The 21,378-nt window shown below is 64.3% G+C and carries 18 protein-coding genes; all 18 read left to right on the top strand.

Annotated elements, in window-relative coordinates; genetic code table 11:
• Window positions 1–25 precede the first annotated feature (25 nt).
• Window positions 26–499 (top strand): CBS domain-containing protein, encoded by a 474-nt coding sequence (locus A9Z00_RS15360; protein WP_296979277.1) that lies wholly within the window; start codon window positions 26–28, stop codon window positions 497–499.
• A complete protein-coding gene (locus tag A9Z00_RS15355; protein WP_296979275.1) occupies window positions 496–2,547 on the top strand; it encodes an amidohydrolase family protein in 2,052 nt (683 codons plus the stop codon). The genes A9Z00_RS15360 and A9Z00_RS15355 overlap by 4 nt, the downstream gene beginning before the upstream one ends.
• 141 nt (window positions 2,548–2,688) lie before the next feature.
• Complete coding sequence (locus A9Z00_RS15350; RefSeq protein WP_296979274.1) at window positions 2,689–3,603, top strand: DUF2232 domain-containing protein; 915 nt, start codon at window positions 2,689–2,691, stop codon at window positions 3,601–3,603.
• A gap of 16 nt (window positions 3,604–3,619) precedes the next feature.
• A complete protein-coding gene (locus tag A9Z00_RS15345; protein WP_296979272.1) occupies window positions 3,620–5,584 on the top strand; it encodes a DHH family phosphoesterase in 1,965 nt (654 codons plus the stop codon).
• Window positions 5,581–6,024: a 50S ribosomal protein L9 gene (gene rplI, locus A9Z00_RS15340; protein ID WP_296979270.1), complete on the top strand. Its 444-nt coding sequence runs from the start codon at window positions 5,581–5,583 to the stop codon at window positions 6,022–6,024. Before A9Z00_RS15345 ends, rplI begins: the two co-directional genes overlap by 4 nt.
• A 64-nt stretch (window positions 6,025–6,088) precedes the next feature.
• Window positions 6,089–7,453, top strand: a complete 1,365-nt coding sequence (dnaB, locus tag A9Z00_RS15335; RefSeq protein WP_296979268.1) for a replicative DNA helicase — start codon at window positions 6,089–6,091, stop codon at window positions 7,451–7,453.
• A gap of 285 nt (window positions 7,454–7,738) precedes the next feature.
• Window positions 7,739–9,022 (top strand): adenylosuccinate synthase, encoded by a 1,284-nt coding sequence (locus A9Z00_RS15330; protein ID WP_296979267.1) that lies wholly within the window; start codon window positions 7,739–7,741, stop codon window positions 9,020–9,022.
• Window positions 9,023–9,344: 322 nt separating this feature from the next.
• A complete protein-coding gene (locus tag A9Z00_RS15325; RefSeq protein WP_296979265.1) occupies window positions 9,345–10,223 on the top strand; it encodes a hypothetical protein in 879 nt (292 codons plus the stop codon).
• A gap of 185 nt (window positions 10,224–10,408) precedes the next feature.
• Window positions 10,409–11,962: a M23 family metallopeptidase gene (locus tag A9Z00_RS15320; protein WP_296979264.1), complete on the top strand. Its 1,554-nt coding sequence runs from the start codon at window positions 10,409–10,411 to the stop codon at window positions 11,960–11,962.
• Window positions 11,963–12,123: 161 nt separating this feature from the next.
• Window positions 12,124–12,870 (top strand): response regulator YycF, encoded by a 747-nt coding sequence (gene yycF / locus A9Z00_RS15315; RefSeq protein WP_296979262.1) that lies wholly within the window; start codon window positions 12,124–12,126, stop codon window positions 12,868–12,870.
• Window positions 12,867–14,711, top strand: coding sequence for a cell wall metabolism sensor histidine kinase WalK (walK, locus tag A9Z00_RS15310; protein WP_296979260.1), 1,845 nt, complete (start codon window positions 12,867–12,869; stop codon window positions 14,709–14,711). Before yycF ends, walK begins: the two co-directional genes overlap by 4 nt.
• Window positions 14,708–16,354 carry a YycH family regulatory protein gene (locus A9Z00_RS15305; RefSeq protein WP_296979258.1) on the top strand — a complete coding sequence of 549 codons (1,647 nt, stop codon included), beginning with the start codon at window positions 14,708–14,710 and terminating at the stop codon, window positions 16,352–16,354. The genes walK and A9Z00_RS15305 overlap by 4 nt, the downstream gene beginning before the upstream one ends.
• Before the next feature lie 129 nt (window positions 16,355–16,483).
• Window positions 16,484–17,239 carry a two-component system regulatory protein YycI gene (yycI, locus tag A9Z00_RS15300; RefSeq protein ID WP_296979257.1) on the top strand — a complete coding sequence of 252 codons (756 nt, stop codon included), beginning with the start codon at window positions 16,484–16,486 and terminating at the stop codon, window positions 17,237–17,239.
• Between the two features lie 94 nt (window positions 17,240–17,333).
• Window positions 17,334–18,149: an MBL fold metallo-hydrolase gene (locus A9Z00_RS15295; RefSeq protein WP_296979255.1), complete on the top strand. Its 816-nt coding sequence runs from the start codon at window positions 17,334–17,336 to the stop codon at window positions 18,147–18,149.
• A 157-nt stretch (window positions 18,150–18,306) separates the two neighbouring features.
• Window positions 18,307–19,662 carry a S1C family serine protease gene (locus A9Z00_RS15290; protein WP_296979253.1) on the top strand — a complete coding sequence of 452 codons (1,356 nt, stop codon included), beginning with the start codon at window positions 18,307–18,309 and terminating at the stop codon, window positions 19,660–19,662.
• A 68-nt stretch (window positions 19,663–19,730) separates the two neighbouring features.
• The gene (locus A9Z00_RS15285) at window positions 19,731–19,898 is read left to right on the top strand and encodes a CxxH/CxxC protein (protein ID WP_296979327.1); all 168 of its coding nucleotides are present in this window, start codon (window positions 19,731–19,733) and stop codon (window positions 19,896–19,898) included.
• A 135-nt stretch (window positions 19,899–20,033) separates the two neighbouring features.
• A complete protein-coding gene (gene rlmH, locus A9Z00_RS15280; protein ID WP_296979251.1) occupies window positions 20,034–20,513 on the top strand; it encodes a 23S rRNA (pseudouridine(1915)-N(3))-methyltransferase RlmH in 480 nt (159 codons plus the stop codon).
• A 508-nt stretch (window positions 20,514–21,021) separates the two neighbouring features.
• Window positions 21,022–21,378: transposase (locus A9Z00_RS15275; protein WP_278343358.1), on the top strand; the 357-nt coding region annotated here is incomplete at its 3' end.

Genomic DNA, 21,378 nt, shown 5'->3' with positions numbered 1-21,378 from the left:
CGGTCCGCGGGAACGGGGGAACGGCATGAACATCGCGTTTTTTCTGCTTCCGAAGCGGGAAGTCGTCTATGTGACGCAGGATTCGACGCTCAGGCAGACGCTCGAGCGGATGGAGTATCATCGCTATTCGGCCGTTCCGATTCTCGATGCGGAAGGCCGCTACGCGGGAACGGTAACGGAGGGCGATCTGCTCTGGTTCATGAAAAACCGGCCGGAGCTCAGCTTCGCGGAGACACACCGCGTGCCGCTCCGGGAAGTGCCGCTCCGGTTTGACCACAAGGCGGTCCGCATCGATGCCCAGATGGCGGATCTGATCGCGCTGGCCAAGCTGCAGAATTTCGTGCCGGTGACCGACGACATGAACCGTTTCATCGGCATCGTGCGGCGCAGCGACATCATTGATTATTGCACGAGTGTCATGATGGAGAAAGGGCTGCTGCCGGGCCGCGGACGTGCCGCGAATCCGGCGGCGGAAGAAGCGGACGGGAGGCGGACATGACGGGACAACAGGGCGGCACAGGCCGGCGCGTCCGGCTGTTTGCGATTGCGGTGCTCGTGCTCACCGTCCTCGTGGCGGCGGCCGCGGCGGCATGGTGGCTCACGCGGAGCGGCGACGGCGGCGAGGCGGGGGAGCCGGATCACATCGCCGGGCAGCCGGACGACCGGACGGAGGAAGATCACGGCGCGGGCGGCGAAGCGGCGGAGGAACCGGACGACGGGGCCGCCGGGGAAGACGCGGCATCGGAGGAACCGGCGGAATCCGGCGGGGAGAAACCGTATGATCCGGATGATGAGGTGACGCCGGAGGATCTGGACGCGGTTTACGACATCGTCATCGCGAACGGCCGCGTCATCAATCCGGAGACGGGGCTCGACCGCGAAGGGCTCAACATCGGCATCATCGGCAAGACGATCGCCGTCGTCACCTCGCATCCGCTCAAGGGCGAGCGGATCATCGATGCGACGGGGCTCGTCGTCGCGCCGGGCTTCATCGACAACCTGTCCTACGATCCGAACGCGCTCGGCGTCTGGACGAAAATCGCCGACGGCGTCACGACGAACATCGCGATGCACGGCGGCACGACGAATCCGAAGGTGTGGCTTGACCATTACGAGCGGGAGAAGCCGCCGGTCCATTTCGGCGCGTCCTTCTTCGTCATGCAGGCGCGGAACTCGCTGGGGATCGGCCGCTACAGCGCCGCGACGCCCGCCCAGATCGGGAAACTCCGGCAGATGGCGGAGAAGGCGTTGAACGAAGGTGCGCTCGGCATCTCGTTCAGCCTCGAGTACGCGCCGGGCACCGATGCGAACGAGGTGCTCGCGCTGGCGGAGCTCGCCGCCGAGTACAACGTGCCGGTCTATTTCCATGCCCGTTACTCCGATCCCGAGGAACCGGGCACGGAGATCGAGGCGGTCGAGGAGGTCATCGGCTACGCGCGGGCGACGGGCGCGGCCGTCCACATCGACCACATCAACAGCACGGGCGGCACGTTCGACATGAAGCGGGCGCTTGCGCTCATCGAACAGGCGCGCGCCGAGGGGCTCGACATCACCGCCTGCACGTACGCCTACGATTTCTGGGGCACCTATCTGAACTCCGCCCGGTTCGACAAGGGCTGGCAGGAGCGGTTCCGGATCGATTACGGCGACCTGCAGATCGCGGGCACGTCGGAGCGGCTGACGGCGGAGACGTTCGCGAAGTACCGTGCCGAAGGGAAGCTGGCCGTCGCCTACGCGATCCCGCCGGAATCCGTGGTCGAGGCGTTCAAATCGCCGTTCGTCATGATCGGCTCCGACGCGATCCTCGAGCCGGGCCACAACAACCATCCGCGGGCTTCGGGCAACTTCGCGCGGGCGATCGGGAAGTACGTGCGCGAGCTCGAAGTCGTGCCGCTCATCGACATGATCGACAAGCTGAGCACGATGCCGGCCAAGCGGCTGGAGAAGCAGGTGCCTGCGCTGCGGAAGAAGGGCCGGATCGCGAAGGGCATGGACGCGGACATCGTCATCTTCGATTTCGATACGATCATCGACCGGGCGACGGTCGAGCGGCCGGATCTGCCCTCGGAGGGCATCGAATACGTGCTGGTCGAGGGGCAGGTCGTGCTCGAGAACGGGACCGTGAACAAAAAGGTCCGCCCGGGCCGGGCCATTCGCAGCGAGTTCGTCCGGGTGTCGGAACCGGCGGGGACGCTCCTCTGGGACGGCGCCGAATATCCGCTCGTCGCGTTCCGGGAAGGCCGCTACGTCGACCTGGCCGCCCTCGCGAAGCACGGGTTCGGCCTGAAATGGGACGGCGTGTCGCGCACGTACACGGTGACGGCGGGCGGGGCCGGTGTGGACGGACCGGCGGCGGATGCCGATCCGCGGGAATTTCCGGAGCAGGGGACGCTGATGCTCGAACGGGGATTCGTCGCGAAGGGGCCCGGCGGCGCGGAGGCGGAGCTGATCTCGATCGGCCGCCGCGTCTTCGCGCCGGTCTCGTTCCTGGACGGGCTCGGGCTCCGCGTGTCGGACGAGGGCGACGTGATCGCGGTCGAGCGGTGAACGAAAAATACGGATTCGGGAACTACGGGGACTTCCCGCCGCGGGAAGTCCCTTTTTCCTTGTACGATTCCATTCGTGCGTCAGGCAGTTTATGCTATAATGAAGCGTAAAGCTCATGCGAACCGGGGAGTGAACGATGACTTGAAATCGCGCATCCGGCCGCTGGCATGGAGCGCCGCGGCGCTCATCCTGCTCCTGATGACGGCGGTGCCCGCCCTGAATGTGCCGGCCGTGTTCCTGCTCGCGGTTCCGTTCACGGTTCTCTGCGTTACGCTCAAACCGATGCTGTTTGCCGCACACGCGGCGGTCATATTATTCCTGGCGAGTCTGCTGGTCGGGCCGGCAATCCTGCTTGTCGGCCTGTTCTTCCTGATACCGGCCGTGGCGATGGGCTACTTCTACCGGCGGCGCGCACCGGCGCGCACCGTCATGACGGCCGGAGGCGCGGCGATGCTGGCGCTGTTCCTGCTCGAGCTGCTGTTCCTCTCGACCTTCCTGGACGTCAACCTGACGGAGGTGCTGGCCGAGGTGATCCGCGGCAACGCGGAGCGGCTCGAGGCCCAGGGGATGCTTGCCCCCGGCTGGGATGACGAAATGACCGAAGCGCTCACCGCTTCGGTGATCCAGTCGCTGCCCCGGATGCTCATTCTGGCGGCCTTCACGTTCGCGGTCGTCACCCACTGGCTGTCGCGCCGGGCGCTGGCGCGCGCGGGGCTGGACGTGCCGGCGTTCCGCCGGGCGCGGGAATGGATGCTGCCCCGGGCGCTCGTGTACGTCTATCTTGCGGTTCTCGTGCTCTACATGATCCAGCTGACCGCCGGATCGCCCGCGGACCGGTCGTATTTCGCCATGATCATCGTCAATCTGTACCATCTCATCTGGTTCGCGTTCGCGTGCCAGACGATCGGCTTTTTCTTCTATCTGGCCCATCAGAAAGGGTGGCACCGCATCGTGCCGCTTCTGCTCTCGGTGCCGGTGCTTCTGTTCCAGCCTCTCAGCCTGATCGGCGTGTTCGACACGGCGTTTCCGCTCCGCAAGTCGATCGGCAAATCGTAAGGAGGAGTCGTTCCGGATGCCGAAAAATTTGATCAAGCGCTGGTACGGGCTGCATCATGTCTGGACGCTCATCCTGATGACGCTGATGACGCTCGCGCTGGCCTGGTACAAATGGTGGCTCGGCTTGGCCGGATTCGCGCTGACCGGCGCGATGGCGGTTTACGCGATGCTCGCGGAGCGCGCGTTCCGGCGCGAGCTGAAGCGGTATCTCGGATCGCTCCGGTACCGGATCGGCAAAATCGGAAGCGAAGTGATCCACGAGCTGCCGTTCGGCGTCCTGCTGTTCAACGACGAACAGATCGTGGAATGGCACAACCCCTATGTGGCGGACATCCTGAAACGGGATTCGGCCGTCGGCCAGCCGCTGACCGAGCTGTTCCCCGTCCTGGGCGGGAAGGACCGGGACAGGGATGGCGAGTTCGAGGCGACGCTCGGGGATCGGATCTACAGGCTGCAATACCGGCCGTCACAGCGGCTCGTCTACGTGTTCGACATCACGGAATACTGGAATCTCGCGCGGAAATACGAGGACGAACAGCTCGCGCTCGGCGTCGTCATGATGGACAACCTGGAGGAAGTGACCCAGGGGATGGACGACCAGCACCGGTCGGCGCTGCTGTCGAAGGTGACGGCCGAGATCACGGAATGGTCCCAGCGCTACCAGATGTATCTGCGCCGGCTGAGCTCGGACCGGTTCCTTATCGTGACCGACATGAAGACGCTCAAGCAGCTGGAGGCGTCGCGTTTCGTCATCCTGGACGAGGTGCGCGAAATGACGATGGACCAGAAGATTCCGATGACGCTCAGCATCGGCATGGCCTCCGGCGGTTCGAGCGTCATCGAGGTCGGCCAGTGGGTGCAGGCGGCGCTCGACATCGCGCTCGGCCGCGGCGGTGACCAGGCGGCGGTCCGGGTCGGCCAGCGTCAGACGTTCTACGGCGGCAAGACGAACGCGGTCGAGAAGCGGACCCGCGTCCGCGCCCGCGTCGTCGCCCATGCGCTGCGCGATCTGATGAAGGACAGCGCGAATATCATCATCATGGGCCACAAGATACCGGACATGGACTCGATCGGCGCGGCGATCGGCGTGCTGAAGGCGGCCCGGGTGCTGAACCGGGAAGCGTACATCGTGCTCGAGGGCGTCAACCCGTCGATCCAGAAGCTGATGGACCTGATCCGCGAAGAGCCGGAGCTCCACGAGCGGTTCATCTCGCCGGAGCACGCGCTGGCGCTGATCGGCCCGCGCTCGCTCGTGGTCGTCGTCGACACGCACCGGGAATCGCTGCTCAAGGAGCCGCGGCTGCTCGCCGGGACCGAGCGGATCGTCATCATCGACCATCATCGCCGCAGCGAGGAATTCATCGCCAATCCGGTCCTGGTCTACCTGGAGCCGTACGCGTCCTCGACCTGCGAGCTCGTGGCGGAGCTCCTGCAATACATCCACGACCGGATCTCATTCGACACGCTTGAGGCGACCGCGCTCATGGCCGGCATGACGGTGGACACGAAGAACTTTACGCTCCGCACCGGCGCCCGCACGTTCGAGGCGGCGTCGTACCTGCGGCGCAACGGGGCGGATCTCGCGCTCATCCAGCAGATGTTGAAGGAAGATTTGGAGGAATACAACAAGAAGGCGGAGATCATCCGGCACACGGTCATCCATTACGATCACGTCGCGATCGCGACCGCCGAGCCGGGCAAGCAATATCCGCAGCTCCTGATCGCGCAGGCGGCGGATAAGCTGCTCAACATGAACGGCATCTACGCCTCGTTCGTCATCGCCGAACGGCCGGACGGCATGATCGGCATCAGCGCCCGGTCGCTCGGCAACATGAACGTGCAGGTGGTCATGGAGCGGATGGGCGGAGGCGGCCATTTGACGAACGCGGCCGCGCAGATGGAGGGTACCGTGCAGGAGGCGGCGTCCCGCCTCATCGCGATACTGGATGAAATCCACAGGGAAGAGGGGTTGTTCGAATGAAGGTCATTTTCCTGCAGGACGTGAAGGGACAGGGCAAGAAGGGCGAAGTGAAGGAAGTCTCGGAAGGATACGCCCGCAACTATCTCTTTCCGCGCGGCCTGGCCACGGAAGCGACGAAGGGCAATCTGAAGACGCTCGAGGTGCGGAAACAATCGGAGGAGCGGCGGAAGCAGCAGGAGAAGGAAGAGGCCGAACAGCTCGGCAAGCGGCTGGAGCAGATGACGGTCGTCATCCGCGCGAAGGCCGGCGAGGGCGGGCGGCTGTTCGGCGCGATCACGAGCAAGCAGGTCGCGGAGGCGCTCGCGAAGGAAGGCATCGAGATCGACAAGCGGAAGATTGAGCTGGAGGAGCCGATCCGCGCGCTCGGCGTGACGAAGGTGCCGGTCCGGCTGCATCCGCAGGTGCGGGCGACGCTCAGCGTCCAGGTGATAGAGGAATAAGCTCCGCCGGGATCCGGATGGCCGCCGCGGGACGAAAGGCGCGGCGGCGTGCGGGAGGATGCATATGACGGACACGGAGTTCGGATTCGACCGGGTGCCGCCGCAGAACATCGAAGCCGAGCAGGCGGTGCTCGGTTCCATATTGCTGGATTCGGACGCGCTGGTCACGGCGATGGAGCGGTTGCGGCCCGAGGATTTCTACCAGCCGGTCCACCGCATGATCTACGAGACGATGATCGAGCTCGGCGAAGCGGGCCGTCCGATCGATCTCGTGACGCTCACCGCCGCGCTGCAGGACAAGCAGCGGCTGGAGGAAGCGGGCGGGGTCGATTATCTGTCGAAGCTGCTGGGAGTCGTGCCGACGGCGGCAAACGTCGACTACTACGCGCGGATCGTCGAGGAGAAGGCGCTCCTCCGCCGGCTGATCCGGACGGCGACGGAGATCGTCCGGGAAGGCTATGAGGGCGCGGATGACGTCGGCCGGCTGCTGAACGAAGCGGAGCAGCGCATCTTCGAGATCTCGAGCCGCCGGACGGACAGCGGGTTCGTCTCGATCCGCGACGTGCTGATGGACGTGTTCGAGCGGATCGAGCATCTGTACCAGCACAGGGGCGGCGTGACGGGGATCCCGTCCGGTTTCCCCGATCTTGACCGGCTGACGTCCGGCTTTCAGCGCAGCGACCTGATCATCGTGGCCGCCCGGCCGTCGGTCGGGAAGACGGCGTTCGCCCTCAACATCGCGCAGAACGTCGGCGTCCGGGCGCGCGAGACGGTGGCGATCTTCAGCCTCGAGATGTCCGCGCAGCAGCTCGTGCAGCGGATGATCTGCGCGGAATCGAACGTCGACGCGGGCCGGCTCCGGACGGGTCGGCTGGAGGGCGACGACTGGGAAAAGCTGACGATGGCGATCGGCGCGCTGTCCGAAGCGGAGATCTACATCGACGACACGCCGGGCCTGACGGTGATGGAAATCCGCGCGAAGCTCCGCCGGCTGAAGAAGGAGCGCGGCCTCGGCCTCGTCATCATCGATTATCTGCAGCTGATCCAGGGGAGGGGCCGGCCCGGGGAGAACCGGCAGCAGGAGGTGTCGGAGATCTCCCGCACCCTGAAGCAGATCGCGCGCGAGCTGGAAGTGCCGGTCATCGCGCTCTCGCAGCTCAGCCGCGGCGTCGAGCAGCGGCAGAACAAGCGGCCGATGCTCTCCGACCTGCGCGAATCCGGTTCGATCGAGCAGGACGCGGATCTCGTCGCGTTCCTGTACCGGGACGACTATTACGACCGGGAAACGGAGAAGAAGAACATCATCGAGGTCATCATCGCGAAGCAGCGGAACGGTCCGGTCGGCACGGTCGAGCTCGTCTTCCTGAAGAATTACAACAAGTTCGTCAGCCTCGACCGCCATCACGGAGATGCCGACATGGCCTCCTGATATACCCCCGCCGGCGCGTGCCGGGGAATGTGCCGCGGAGCGCCGGGACGGGCTCCGAATGCGCCGGGGACGCGCCGCGGTCAAACCGGGCGTTCGCCGCCGAAAAAAACCGAACGTTCGCAATTGGATGCTTGCAAATGTTCGTTTTCGTTCGTTGACAGGGCCGATGCGGACTGATACACTGTTCTTGCTGCCTTTCCGCGCTCCGCCATCCGCCGGCCGGCAAGGCGGCAAAATTCGGCGTGCCTTCCTTTGCGCAGGAGGCTCGCCACGGGAGGAATGCGCATGTCCACGGTCGTTGTCGTCGGTACGCAATGGGGCGACGAAGGCAAGGGGAAGATCACCGATTTTCTGGCGGAGGGCGCGGACGTCGTCGCGCGTTATCAGGGCGGCAACAACGCGGGCCATACCATCCTCATCGAGGGCAGGAAATACAAGCTGACCATGATCCCTTCGGGGATCTTTTACCGTGACAAGATTTGCGTCATCGGCAACGGGACGGTGCTCAATCCGAAGGCGCTCGTCGAGGAGATCGACTACATCCATGAGAACGGTTTCACGGCCGAGAACCTGCGGATCAGCGACCGGGCCCATGTCATCATGCCGTATCACATCGTGCTGGACGGCCTCGAGGAAGAGCGCAAGGGCGACGGCAAGATCGGCACGACGCGCAAGGGCATCGGCCCCTGCTACATGGACAAGATGGCGCGGGCCGGCATCCGCATGGTCGACCTGATGGATCCGGAGGAATTCACGGCGAAGGCCCGCCGTCTCGTGGAAGAGAAGAACCGGATGATCCAGAGCGTCTATGGCGGAGAGCCGCTGGACGCCGAAGCGATCATCGAGGAATATCTGGGCTACGCCGAGCGGCTGCGGCCGTACGTGACGGACACGTCGATCGTGCTGAACGAGGCGATCGACGCCGGCAAGAACGTGCTGTTCGAGGGCGCGCAGGGCGTCATGCTCGACATCGACCAGGGGACGTATCCGTTCGTCACGTCGTCGAACCCGACCGCGGGCGGCGTCTGCATCGGTTCCGGCGTCGGCCCGTCGAAGATCGATCAGGTGATCGGCGTCGCGAAGGCTTACACGACGCGCGTCGGCGACGGCCCGTTCCCGACGGAACTGCACGACGAGATCGCCGACCTGATCCGCGAGAAGGGCAACGAATACGGCACCGTGACCGGCCGGCCGCGTCGCGTCGGCTGGTTCGACAGCGTCGTCGTCCGCCACGCCCGCCGCGTGAGCGGCATCACGGGGCTGTCGCTCAATTCGCTCGACGTGCTGACCGGGCTGGACACGGTGAAGATCTGCACGGCCTACACGTACCGGGGAGAGAGGATCGAGCATTATCCGGCCAGCCTCAAGGTGCTGTCGGAATGCGAGGCGGTGTACGAGGAGCTGCCGGGCTGGCACGAGGACATCTCCGGCGCGAGGTCGCTGGACGATCTGCCGCCGAACGCGCGGCGCTACGTCGAGCGGGTGTCGGAGCTGACGGGCATTCCGATCGCGATCTTCTCGGTCGGCCGCAACCGCGACCAGACCGTGCAGGTGATGAAGATTTACTGAAGCCGGGTGAACGGCACACGTTCGGCAAACGGCCGGTTCGGGGATTCACGCCCCGGACCGGCCGTTTTCGTATGCCGGTGCGGTCGCCGATCCGGACGGGCATGGCGGCGCCGCGATGACGTCCCGCGCCGGCGTGCGCGCCGCGGCGGCCGCGGGGATGCCGGTCCGCGCCGCACCGTCCGCGCCGGTCGCACCATCCGCGCGGGCCGGAGATCGATCGGGACGGCCTTCTGCGGAGAAGCGGCGAATGCGCGTCCGACTTCCCGTCCATAATGGTAAAAATAGCCTGAAACGCACTTCGGGACAGGAAGGAAGATGCAGCATGTGGAAAATGTTCGACTGGCTGTGGAAGGCGGCAGCGGCCGCGTTGCTCGCCAGTTTTCTCGCGATCTGGACGACCGGCTATATCGTAAACAGCTATGTGGAGGCGCTGCTCGAGGAATACGGGATTCCGCTGGAGAAGCCGCCGTTCGCGCTCTCCGGCCTGTGGGGCAGGCTGTGGGGCGTGGACGGAGCCGGGGCCGGGCTGACCGCGGACCGGGAGCCGATCGGTGGCTTCGAAGACGCGCGGAATTGGTCCGGCGGCCGGAACTCGGACGCCGGGCGCACGGACGGCGTCCGGACCCCGTCGGACCGCGGCGGCGAGACGCAGGAGCCGGCAGGCGGCGACGGCGGCAACCGGCCGGACGGCGCGGGCCCGTCGGTCGGTTCGGACCTGCAGGACGGCCAGGGGCCGCGGGAAGGCACGGATCTGACGGGCGGCAGCCTGCGGGACGGTGCGATCCTGCCGGTCGGAACCGGGGCTTCGGATGAAGGGGCCGTCCATCTGCCGGATGCGGAGAGCGGCGCCGGAGAATCGGCGAAAGACGGCGCAAGCCGGGAAGGCGCCGGAGACGATTTCTCCGCCGGAGGCGGGGAGACCGGTTACGGCAGAGGGCCCGAGGCCCGCGGCGGGGCGGGTGAAACGGTCGTCTCGACGGAGGAGCTCCTCGAGGCGAAGTCGCGGCTCACCGAAGACGAGCGGAACCGGCTGTTCGCGATTCTGGTCGGCAAGGTTCCGCAGGAGGAGTGGCAGCGCATTTCCGAATATGCGGAAGGGGGATTTACGGCCGACGAGCTGCTCCGGGTGCAGCAGATCGTCGCGGCGCACCTCGACCGCGAAGAATATGAAGAATTGATGGGGATTTTGAACAAATTCTGAGGAAATTCTTAAAAAAATCTGAGGAAATATTAATCGATCTCGGGCGATCTGCGCATTGCCCGCTTTTGGAAGCCTGTGCTACAGTATTAGGCGTGACGGCCGGAATGGGTCGTCGCGCCTATGTTTTTTTCGGAATTTTGACAAAACGTTCCGAATTCGTCGGACGCATCGCAAGGGAGACAACCATGACCGATTACAGGGCAATGATCCGGGCGATGAGGGCGAAGGCCCGCGCCGCATGCGCGCGCTTCGCGCCCCGGATCACGGACTGGAAAGGTAAGATCCGGAGAACGGCGGGATCGGTTGAACGTGCGTTCTCCGGCCCCCGCGCGAAACGGCTGCTCGCAGCCGGCTGCGCCGCGATTCTGCTGATCGGAGGCATCGTCTACGGTCAGGCTTACGTGAAGGCGAACACCGTGACTTATTTCGAGCTGTACCGGGACGGCGAGCTGATCGGCACGGTCGAATCGAAGGAAGCCGTCGAAGCGTTCCTGAATGCGAAGCGGGAGGAGCTTGAGGCGGCGAACCCGGGCGTCACGATGGAGCTGAAGACCGGCGAACTGACCTACGTGGAGCGCAGCGGGTACAAGGCGCAGCCGGAGACGGAGGCGGCGCTCGCGATGCTCGAGGGACTGCTGGACAGCCACGCCGTCGGCGTCGAGGTGCGGGTGAACGGAAAGCTGATCGCCGTCGTGCCGGACGAAAAGACGGCCCGACAGGTGCTCGAGCAGATCAAGTCGGAGTTCGGCGGCGATCCCGCGGACGACGCGGCGGTCAGGCCGCCGGCCGTGCAGGCGCTGGCCCATGACACAGGCGCGGAGGCGTCGGCGCAGGCGCCGAAGACGGAGGTGGAGTCGGTCCGGATCGTGGAGCAGGTGGACATGCGCCGGATCCCGATCGACCCCGGGCGCATCTCCGACGGCGAGACGCTCTACCAGCGGCTCGTGGAAGGCACGACGAAGAAGAGGACCTACGTCGTGCAGAAGGGCGACTGCATCGTCTGCATCGCAAGCAAGTTCGACATTTCGCCCGAGGTCATCTACAAGAACAACCCGTGGATCGAGGATGACCTGATCCGGGTCGGCGACGAGTTGGACCTTACGGTGCTGCAGCCGTTCGTGACCGTCGAGACGGTCGAGCTGGTGTCGGAGATCGAGGAGATCGAGCCCGAGGTGATCGTCCGGAAGGACGACGAGATGCGGGCCGGCCTGCAGAAGACGATCCAGGCCGGCGTGCCGGGATCGAAGCGCGTGACCTACCGCCTCGTGAAGCACAACGGCTGGCTGATGAGCGAGGAAATCGTGGACGAGCAGGTGCTCGAGCCGGCGGTGCCGGAGATCGTCGTGAAGGGCACGAAGGTCATCCGCGGGGTCGGCACGGGCAAATTCGCCTGGCCGGTCACCGGCGCGAAGATCACGAGCAAGTTCGGCAAGCGCTGGGGCCGGCAGCACAAGGGCATCGACATCGTCGGCAACCGATCGATCCTCGCGGCGGACAACGGGGTTGTCACGTTCGCGGGCCGGAAGAACGGGCTGGGCAACGCCATCATCATCAACCACCAGAACGGTTACCAGACGGTGTACGGCCACCTCAGCAAGATCAACGTGAAGAAGGGCCAAGTCGTCGAGAAGGGCGAGAAGATCGGCGTCATGGGCAGCACCGGCAACTCGACGGGCACGCATCTGCATTTCGAGATCCACAAGAACGGCACGCCGAAGAATCCGCTCAATTATCTGTGATCGGCCATCATGCATCCGTCATTCCGAACGTCAGGAAGCATCGCTCCCCGCGGAGCGGTGCTTCTTTGCGTTGAAGCGGCGCCGCACATTCGGCGGGACTCGGCCGTCCGGATATGGTACACTGTAAGCAGGGCACTTCACTTCATACGGCGGTGATTCGCATGCAGGGCAAAATTCTCGTCGTGGACGACGAGCAGCCGATTGCGGACATTCTGAAGTTCAATCTCGAGAAGGAAGGGTACGAGGTCATTCTCGCCTTCGACGGAGAACAGGCCGTCGAGCTGGCGTTCCGCGAGAAGCCGGATCTCATCCTGCTCGATCTGATGCTGCCGGTGAAGGACGGCATGGACGTCTGCCGCGAAGTGCGCGCGCGCATGCAGACGCCGATCATCATGCTGACGGCGAAGGATACCGAACTGGACAAGGTGCTCGGCCTCGAGCTCGGCGCGGACGACTACGTGACGAAACCGTTCAGCACGCGCGAGCTGCTGGCGCGGGTGAAGGCACACCTCCGGCGCCAGCGGAAGCTGCAGGAAGCCGCGGCGGGCGCTTCGGAAGCGTCGGAGCGGCAGCCCGAACGGCAGGGCATCCGGATCTTCAACCTGTTCATCGATACGGACATGTACGTCGTCTACAAGAACGGCGAGCCGCTCGATCTGACGCACCGCGAGTTCGAGCTCGTCCACTATCTCGCGCGCAACTGCGGCAAGGTCATGACGCGCGAGCATCTGCTGCAGGCGGTGTGGGGATACGAGTATTTCGGGGACGTGCGTACGGTCGACGTGACGATCCGCCGTCTCCGCGAGAAGATCGAGGATGATCCGAGCAAGCCGGAGTATATCCTGACCCGGCGCGGGCTCGGTTACATGATGCGCAACCCGAAGGCGGGAGGCTTCGGGGGCGCATGAAGCGGATTCGCTTCTTCCACACGATCCAGGTCAAGCTGATCATCATCTACGTGCTGCTGATCCTGATCGCGATGCAGCTCATCGGGGTCTACTTCGTCAGCACGACGAAGAATTCGCTGACGCGGTCGTTCTCGGACAATCTGAACGACCAGGTCAACATGCTCACCGTGCTGGTGGAGGACGTGCTGACCTCGGATCGTACGGAAGCGGGAGAGGCGGCCGAAGCGGAGGTGGCCGAGGATCTCGGCAACCTGGTCAGCTCGCTGTTCAACATCAGCCAGGCCGAGATTCAGGTGCTGGATGCGAGCGGACGGGTGATCGCGACGTCGGAGCCCGAGCGGCGGGACATCATCGGCCGCAAGAACACGACGCTCGCCGTCAGCCGCGCGCTGCAGGGCATCCGGGACAACGAGGAGGAGATCATCGACACGGACAATATCCGGAAAAAGGTGATCGCCCGCCCCGCCTTCGATACGTCGCGCGGCCAGAGCCGGGTCGTCGGGGTCGTCTACGTCGTCGCCTCGATGGAGGATCTGTACGCGACGCTCAGGGGGATCAACCGGATTTTCGTCACGGGGATGCTCATCGCCCTGGGGCTTACCGGCGTGCTTGGCGTCCTGCTCGCCCACACGATCACCAATCCGATCAAGGCGCTGACCCGCCAGGCGACGGCCGTGGCGGAGGGCCGGTTCGACGAGCGGGTGCCGGTCTACGGCAACGACGAGATCGGGCGGCTGAGCGAGGCGTTCAACTACATGACGGGACGCCTGCAGGAAGCGCTCTCCGCAAACGAGGAGGAGAAGGAGAAGCTTGCGTCGATCCTCGCGAACATGAGCGACGGCGTCGTCGCGGCGGACGAGAACGGCCACGTCATCGTCACAAACCGGCGCGCCCGCGAGATGCTCGGCGTGAAGAACGCGCTCGGCATGCCGATGGACGAGCTGCTCGGCATTCCGAAGGACCGGCTGAACGAGCTGCAGACGGGAGTCGAGCATTCGACCATCGTCACGCGGCCGCTTGCGGACGGCGGCGGCGAGTGGCTGATGCGCGTGACGCTGACGCCGATCTACCGCCGGGACCGGTCCATCTCCGGCGCGATCGCGGTGCTGCACGACGTCACGGAACAGGAAAAGCTCGAGCGCGCGCGACGGGAATTCGTCGCGAATGTCTCGCATGAACTGCGCACGCCGCTTACGACGATCAAGAGCTACGTCGAAGCGCTGGAAGAAGGCGCGCTCGAGGAACCGGAGCTCGCGAAGCGGTTCGTCGGCGTCATCCGCGCCGAATCGAACCGGATGATCCGGCTCGTGAACGATCTCCTGCACCTCTCCCGGCTCGACTCGAACCAGGAGCGGCTCAGGCCGACCGAGGTCAACGTCCGCGAGATGCTGGAAGAGGTGTCGGACCGCTTTTCTTTCCAGATGAAGCAGAAGGGGATCGGCGGCTCGGTGCTGATCGAGGACGGCATCGAGACCGCGTGGTTCGACCGGGACCAGATCGACCAGGTGCTCGACAACCTGATGTCCAACGCGATCAAGTACACGCAGGACGGAGGCCACATCGAGATTTCGGCGCGGAAGCCCACGCCGGATACGGTGTCGATCAGCGTGAAGGACAACGGCATGGGCATACCGGAGAAGGATCAGGCCCGCATCTTCGAGCGGTTCTACCGGGTCGACAAGGCGCGCTCGCGCAACATGGGCGGCACCGGACTGGGCCTGTCCATTGCCCGGGAAATCATCAAGGCGCACGGAGGCACGATCGAGCTGGAGTCGGAATTGGGCCGCGGCACGACGGTGACGTTCACGCTGCCGCTCCGCCGGGGAGGTGACGCGGGTTGATCGAGAAGCTGAAGTCCGCGCTTCTGACCGTCCTGGTCGCGCTCAGCCTCGTGCAGAGCTATCTGCTCATCTACAGCTACCCCGAGATCGGCGCGACGGTCCGCACGGAGCAGGAGTACATCTCTCCCGAGCGGATGGGCGACCCGCTGCGCATCGACGAGGTGCTGTATCCCGAGGATATCGTCCTGCACATGGGCGGCGACCGGCACACGGTCCTCTATCCGGAGACGGCCCATTATATCCGGATCTATGACCAGGTAACGGCCGGCGAGTATCGCGGCTTCCAGCGGCTCGCCGTCTCGATGCGCAACTGGGACGAGCTCAGGCGGAACACGCAGGGCGTCGAGCTCCGATTCGGCGGCGCCGTTCCCGTCGCGCTGCTTCAGAAAACGATGCAGCTCGACGGCGACATCCTGTTCCTGAACGATTCGATCGAGCGCATCTGGATGGTGAGGCGGAATTACCCCGGCAGAACGACGGCGGAGATCTATTTCTTCAGCGCGGACGGGCAGACGGTATACACGGCCTCGCGCTCGCCGCTGACCGCCGACGATATCTCGGACCTCGCCGGACTGGGCGCCCGCCAGCCGTCCTACACGCTGTGGCGCGGGGATATTTATCTTCCGACGGAGCCGCTCGAGGCGGTCGCGTACACGTTCGGCTACACGGCCTTCTCGCCGCAGCAGATGCAGCGGAGCCTGTTCTTCGATCCGAACAGGACCCGGTATCTCGAGGACCGCAACGGGCAGGTCATCTATACGGACGGCAAGCGGGGCTTGCAGCTCGAGTCCGGCGACACCTGGATGGTGTTCACCGACCCGGTGCCGACCCAGGACAGCGCAGAAAATCTCGCCGACAACGTCATGGCCGCGGTACAGTTCGTGAACCGGCACGGCGGCTGGGACGGCCGCTACCGGTTCATGCCCCGCGCGGTGAACGGGAGCGGGCGGAACATCGTGTTCCAGCAATACCATGAGCGGTATCCGCTGATCGGCGGCAACGTCCGGTTCGGGCAGATCCGGCTCATGATGCAACAGGGAACGACCGTCGTCTACGAGCGGTCGCTGCTCAATCTCGGCGAACGGCAGCAACACGCCGAGATCCGCTGGCTGCAGGGCGGGGCGCGGCTGCGGGCGACGCTGGAAACGTATTCACGGCTGCGCGAAATCGAGGCGGTGTTCCCGGCGCTGTTCGTCACGCTCACGGAAGATCGGACGCTCGTCATGGAGCCGGTGTGGGCGGTGCGGCTTGCCGACGGGACAATCCAGTCGGTGATGAAGGCCGCGGCGCAGCGTACGCCGTCCTCTCCGTCCGGAGGAGAAGCGCCGTACGGCGAACCGGCCTCCGGTTCCGGGGAAGCCTGGCCGGGAGAAGGGGCCGGGCCGGATGACGCGGCCGGAGAACGGTCGGCCGATCCGTCCGGCGCGCAGGGAGATGCGGAAGGCGTCGCAGGCACGGACGGGGAGGCCGGACCGGAAGCATCCGGCGGGCAGGCCGAAGGCGGGGAAGGAACCGCGGCAGGCTCGCCCGACGGAGGAGCGGGCGCGGAGCCGGAGGGCGGAGCGGCGAAAGCGGGAGCCGGGCTGCCGGGCGCGGAAGGGGAGCCGGAGGATGCGCGGCCGGACGAAGATGCCGCGGCATGACCGCTCCGCTGCCGCACCGGAGCCTTCGCACCGGAACCGCGGGATTCGCATCTTCGGCAGGCGGGTACGGAGGTGCCGGCGCGGGCGGAAACGGGCAAGACGGCTGAAGGGCGCGGGAGGTGAAGCGCGATGGATTGGGGCCGGGCGAAAAGCGTGCTGATTTTCTCGTTCCTGGTGCTCAACCTGCTGCTCGGATACCAGCTCTGGCTCAATGTTCGCGATCAGGTCGATGCGAACGTCGGCCTGTCCGCGCTGCCCGAGGACACGCGGCGGATCATGCAGGAGAAGGGCATCACGATCACGGCCAACGTGCCCGGTGACACGCCGAGGATGGGCGGACTGCAATTCCGCTATGACGGGAGCCGGGCCGCCGGCAAAATTCCGCTCGATCCGCAGGTCGACAGCAGGATTGTGTTCTCCGAACGCGAATTGATAGAAGGATTGGGCGACACGATCGCCGATCTGAAGCTGTACCGGCTGGATCCGTCGCTCGGGACGGACGGGGCGTTCGTCTTCACCCGCATCGCCGACGACGGCCTGCCGATCTTCGACGTGAAGCTCGAGCTGTATTACAGCAACCAGAAGATCGTCGCCTACCGGCAGGACCGGATCGAGACGGTGCCCGTCGACGAGGCCGACAAGCAGAAGGTGCTGCCCGCCTCCAAGGCGCTGGCGCCGCTGATCGACAACTACCTGCAGCCGGGGGCGGTCATCCGGGAAATCCGGCTCGGCTATCACGGGCAGCTCTTCAACACGGACGACATCCAGGCGGCCGAACCGTCGTGGCGGGTGCTGCTCGAGGACGGATCGGTCTATTATATCAATGCCATCAGCGGTGACGTGGCGACCGAACAGGACGCGGCCGGAGAAGCGGACGGCGTCTGACCTTCCCCGCCGGACGGACGGACGACGGAAGGGATCGCGCCCCGCGGCATCAGGGCACAAGACGCACGAACGGATACGGGAGAGGACGGAACGGATGGGGCTTCGGTTTACGATTTTGGCAAGCGGCTCGACGGGCAACGCGGCGATCGTCCGGACGGACGAGGCGACGCTGCTGATTGACGCGGGGCTGAGCGCGAGGAAGCTGGAGGAACGGATGCGGGAACGCGGCATCCAACCCGCCGACATCGACGCGGTGCTCGTAACCCACGAACATGCCGACCATGTGAGCGGACTCGGCGCCTTCGCCCGGAAATACAACCTGCCCGTCTACGCGAACGAAGCGACGTGGGCGGCGATGGAGCGGCAGACCGCCGGCATCGCGGACGCGAACCGCAAGACGTTCGCGACGGGCGGGGAGATCGAGTTCGGCGGGCTTATCGTCCGTTCGTACCCGGTCTCGCACGACGCGGCGGAACCGGTCGGCTATTGCTTCATCGCGGACGGTTACAAGCTCAGCTTCGTGACGGATCTCGGCTATTTCAGCGGCAAGGTGAAGGAAGCGGTCATCGATTCGGATGTGGTCGTGCTCGAGGCGAATCACGACGTCGAGATGCTGCGCATGGGACGCTATCCGTGGAATGTCAAACGCCGCATCCTGAGCGACGTCGGCCATCTGTCGAACGAGGCGGCGGGCGAGGCGCTGGCCGAGCTGATGACGGACCGGACGAAGCGCGTCTATCTCGCCCACCTGAGCCTGGACCACAACATGCAGGAACTGGCGCGGATGACGGTGGAGTCTGTTCTGGAAAACCGCGGCATAATTTTGAAGAAGGAAAGCAATCTTCTGCAGCCGACCTGGCACGACCGGGCGACGCCCTGGGACGACGTGACGAAGCGCGTGATCGGTTGACGCGGTCGGCTGCGGGAAATTTCCGGAAGCCGGATGCCGGACGCCCGAAAATCGTTTATGCTTATATATAAAGGGCAATTAGATAGATAAAGATAAAAAACAACGCCTTTCACAATGCCGGATGCACGCCTCGGCCATCGGGAGGAGCGACGGACCCATGAGCTTGTTCGACGACGATTTCGATTTTTATTCAACCCGCGTATCCCGGCGCACGCGGGATGGCGCCAGACGGGACTGGCATTTCGGCGGCCGAAGCGGCTGGCGCAGATGGCGCGGCGACGGAGGAGGCGGATTCCGCCAGATTTATCTGGCATTCATCTCCTCGTCGGTGAGCGCCCTCGTCGCGGTGCTGCTTTTCGGTCTGATCTTCGGATTCGGCGGCCGAGGCGGGGAAGGTTCGGCGACCGCCGTCAGCGGGCCCGTCATGATGACCGTCGATACGGCGGAAAGGATCGTGCAGGCGTCGCACATCGGCAAAATGTCGGCGGTCAGCATCATCAACGAGCAGCTGTTGCCGAAGGGCGGGCGCTGGTTCCGCCAAGGCGATGGGCGCGATCCGGAGGCGGAGCTGACGCTGCAGCAGGCGAGCCTCGGTTCGGGGGTCATCTTCCGCAAGGAGAAAGGGAAGGCGTACATCATCACGAACCACCATGTCATCGAAAACGCCGACCAGGTGAAGGCGGTGCTTTCGAACGGCGAAGCCCGCGAAGCGAGGATCGTCGGCAAGGACCAGATCTCGGATCTCGCGGTGCTGGAGATCGACGGTTCGGGCGTCGAGACGGTGGCGGCAATCGGCGATTCGCGCAAGATCCGGGACGGGGACATCGTGATCGCGATCGGCAATCCGCTCGGGCTCAGCGATTCGCTGACGATGGGCATCGTGAGCAAAAACGTGCGGGTCATTCCGGTATCGCTCGGCCAGAACGGCGTCTACGACTGGGAGCAGGAAGTCATCCAGATCAGCGCCCAGATCAATCAGGGCAACAGCGGCGGTGCTCTTGTCAATCTGAACGGGGAAGTCGTCGGCATCAACAGCATGAAGGTGGCCGATTACGGCGTGGAAGGCGTCGGTTTTGCGATTCCGATGCACAACGTGATGCCGGTCGTCGAACAGCTGCTCAAGCTCGGCTATGTGCCGCGGCCGTATCTCGGCGTATATACGATGGATCTTGAACAATACTGGGAACAACAGCTGTACGAAGAGTGGCTGAGAGAGGACGAAGCGGACGAAGAGGACGGCGGGAACGAGGACGACCTGAAGCTTCCGGACGATGTGGAGCGGGGCGTGGTCGTGCTCGAGGCGGTCGGCCCGGCGAAGAAGGCGGGGCTCATGTCCAACGACGTCATCGTCAAGCTGGACGACACGCCGATCGGCAGCACGATGGAGCTGCGCAAGTATCTGTACGGGCAGAAGAAGATCGGCGAGAAGGTGAAGGTGTACTTTTACCGGGACGGCAAGCTGGAGACGGTCGAGCTGGTGCTGGCCGATCGGATCGAGGAGGAAGACGAATGACCGGCCGGCCCGGCGCTCCGCGGCATCGGACCAGCGCATGAAGCGGAAGAAAGGCGTTGAATCTGCGGATGTATTGCGTATGCAAGGAACACGTGGAGCTGGCCATTGACCGGTTCGTCGACGAGTACGAGGACGCGCCGGACCTGGTCGATTTGAGGACGACGAAATTCGCCGCGTGGGAGCCGCCCGCGACGTGCGACATGTGCGACCGGCCGCCGGAGATTCTGGTGGTGTAACAGCAGGATCATCGGGGGAGACCCGCGAGCTTCCGTTGGATACGGGGCCGCGGGTTTCGTCTGTGTGCGGATCGGCGGGCGGACGGATACCCGGCCGGGACAGGGACAAGCCGGCCGGATCGGGGGTGACTTCTCATGCACATTCAGATCGCGGCGGTCGGGAAGATCAAGGAGAAATATCTCGCGGACGGCATCGCGGAGTATGCAAAGCGGCTTCGGCCTTACGTGAAGTTCGAAATTCTCGAGGTGCCGGACGAGAAGGTACCGGAGACGATGAGCCCGGCGGAGGAGGCGCAGGCGCGGGAGCGCGAAGGAGAGCGGCTGCTCGCGCTGATCCGTCCGGACGCGCTCGTCATCGCGCTCGCGATCGACGGCGAGCTCTGGACGAGCGAGCAGCTCGCGGCGAAGCTGCGCGAGACGGCCGTGTACGGCGGCGGGCACGCGGTGTTCGTGATCGGTGGCTCGACCGGCCTCTCCCCCGCCGTGCTGAAGCGCGCGCAGCACAAACTCAGCTTCGGGCGCATGACGCTGCCCCACCAGCTCATGCGGCTCGTGCTCGCGGAGCAGATTTACCGGGCGATCAAGATCAACCGGGGGGAACCGTATCATCGCTAAAGGTAAAATATTAAGGGACTTCATCAAGTCCCCGAGTTTCTCTTCCGTTATGTTGTTCATGCTATCCAGCACGGTATGTTCCAGCGGCGCGATGAAGTCGTTTTGTTGTATAGACGCAATGCGGGAAAGGAGGATAACCGAATCTTTTTGGAGTGTGTCGACAGTAAAGTCGAAATGCAAATTGATTTTGGTAATGCGCCGTCCGACTCGCCTGGGCGCTTCTTTTGTAATGTGGATGCTTTCCACCATTAACCGAAGCAAAGCTTTTTGTTCATCCGCATCTGCTTGCATAAGCGCCTTCTGAATCTGGGTTAATAAATTGTGCAGGGCGGCATAGTCAACCGGCTTTTGGTTTTGTTTCTCCATTTCAGCTTCAAGAGCCTCCAATTGCTTTTGTTATAGTCCCTAGTAGTGGTGTAAAAACGATGGGGAACACTTGACAAAATGAAAGCCATCGTGTGGATTCTGCTATAGAGACGCCAATCACCACAGCAGGAGGTCTCACACGATGGCTTCTACAAATAGAATGACACTTTTGGAGCTTTTGCGCAAGTGTGGTGTTGATGGCGACGTCGACTTCCTGAAAGAAGCCCTCCAGGTGTTGGTCCAATCCCTTATGGAAGCCGAAGTCTCCGCCCAAATCGGCGCCGAACGCTATGAACGAAGCGAAGACCGGACCACTTATCGCAACGGCTACCGGGAGCGGCTATGGGATACCCGCGTCGGCACGCTGAAGCTGAAAATCCCCAAACTCAGGCAGGGCAGCTACTTTCCCAGCTTGCTTGAACCTCGCCGGCGGGCGGAAAAAGCCCTCCTTGCCGTGGTTCAGGAGGCGTATGTCCATGGCGTAAGTACCCGCAAAGTG

This window comes from Thermobacillus sp. ZCTH02-B1 (assembly GCF_002159085.1).
Taxonomy (GTDB): Bacteria; Bacillota; Bacilli; order Paenibacillales; family Paenibacillaceae; genus Thermobacillus.
Note: the sequence above shows the minus strand (reverse complement) of the source record. Positions and strands in the feature narration are given on the sequence as shown.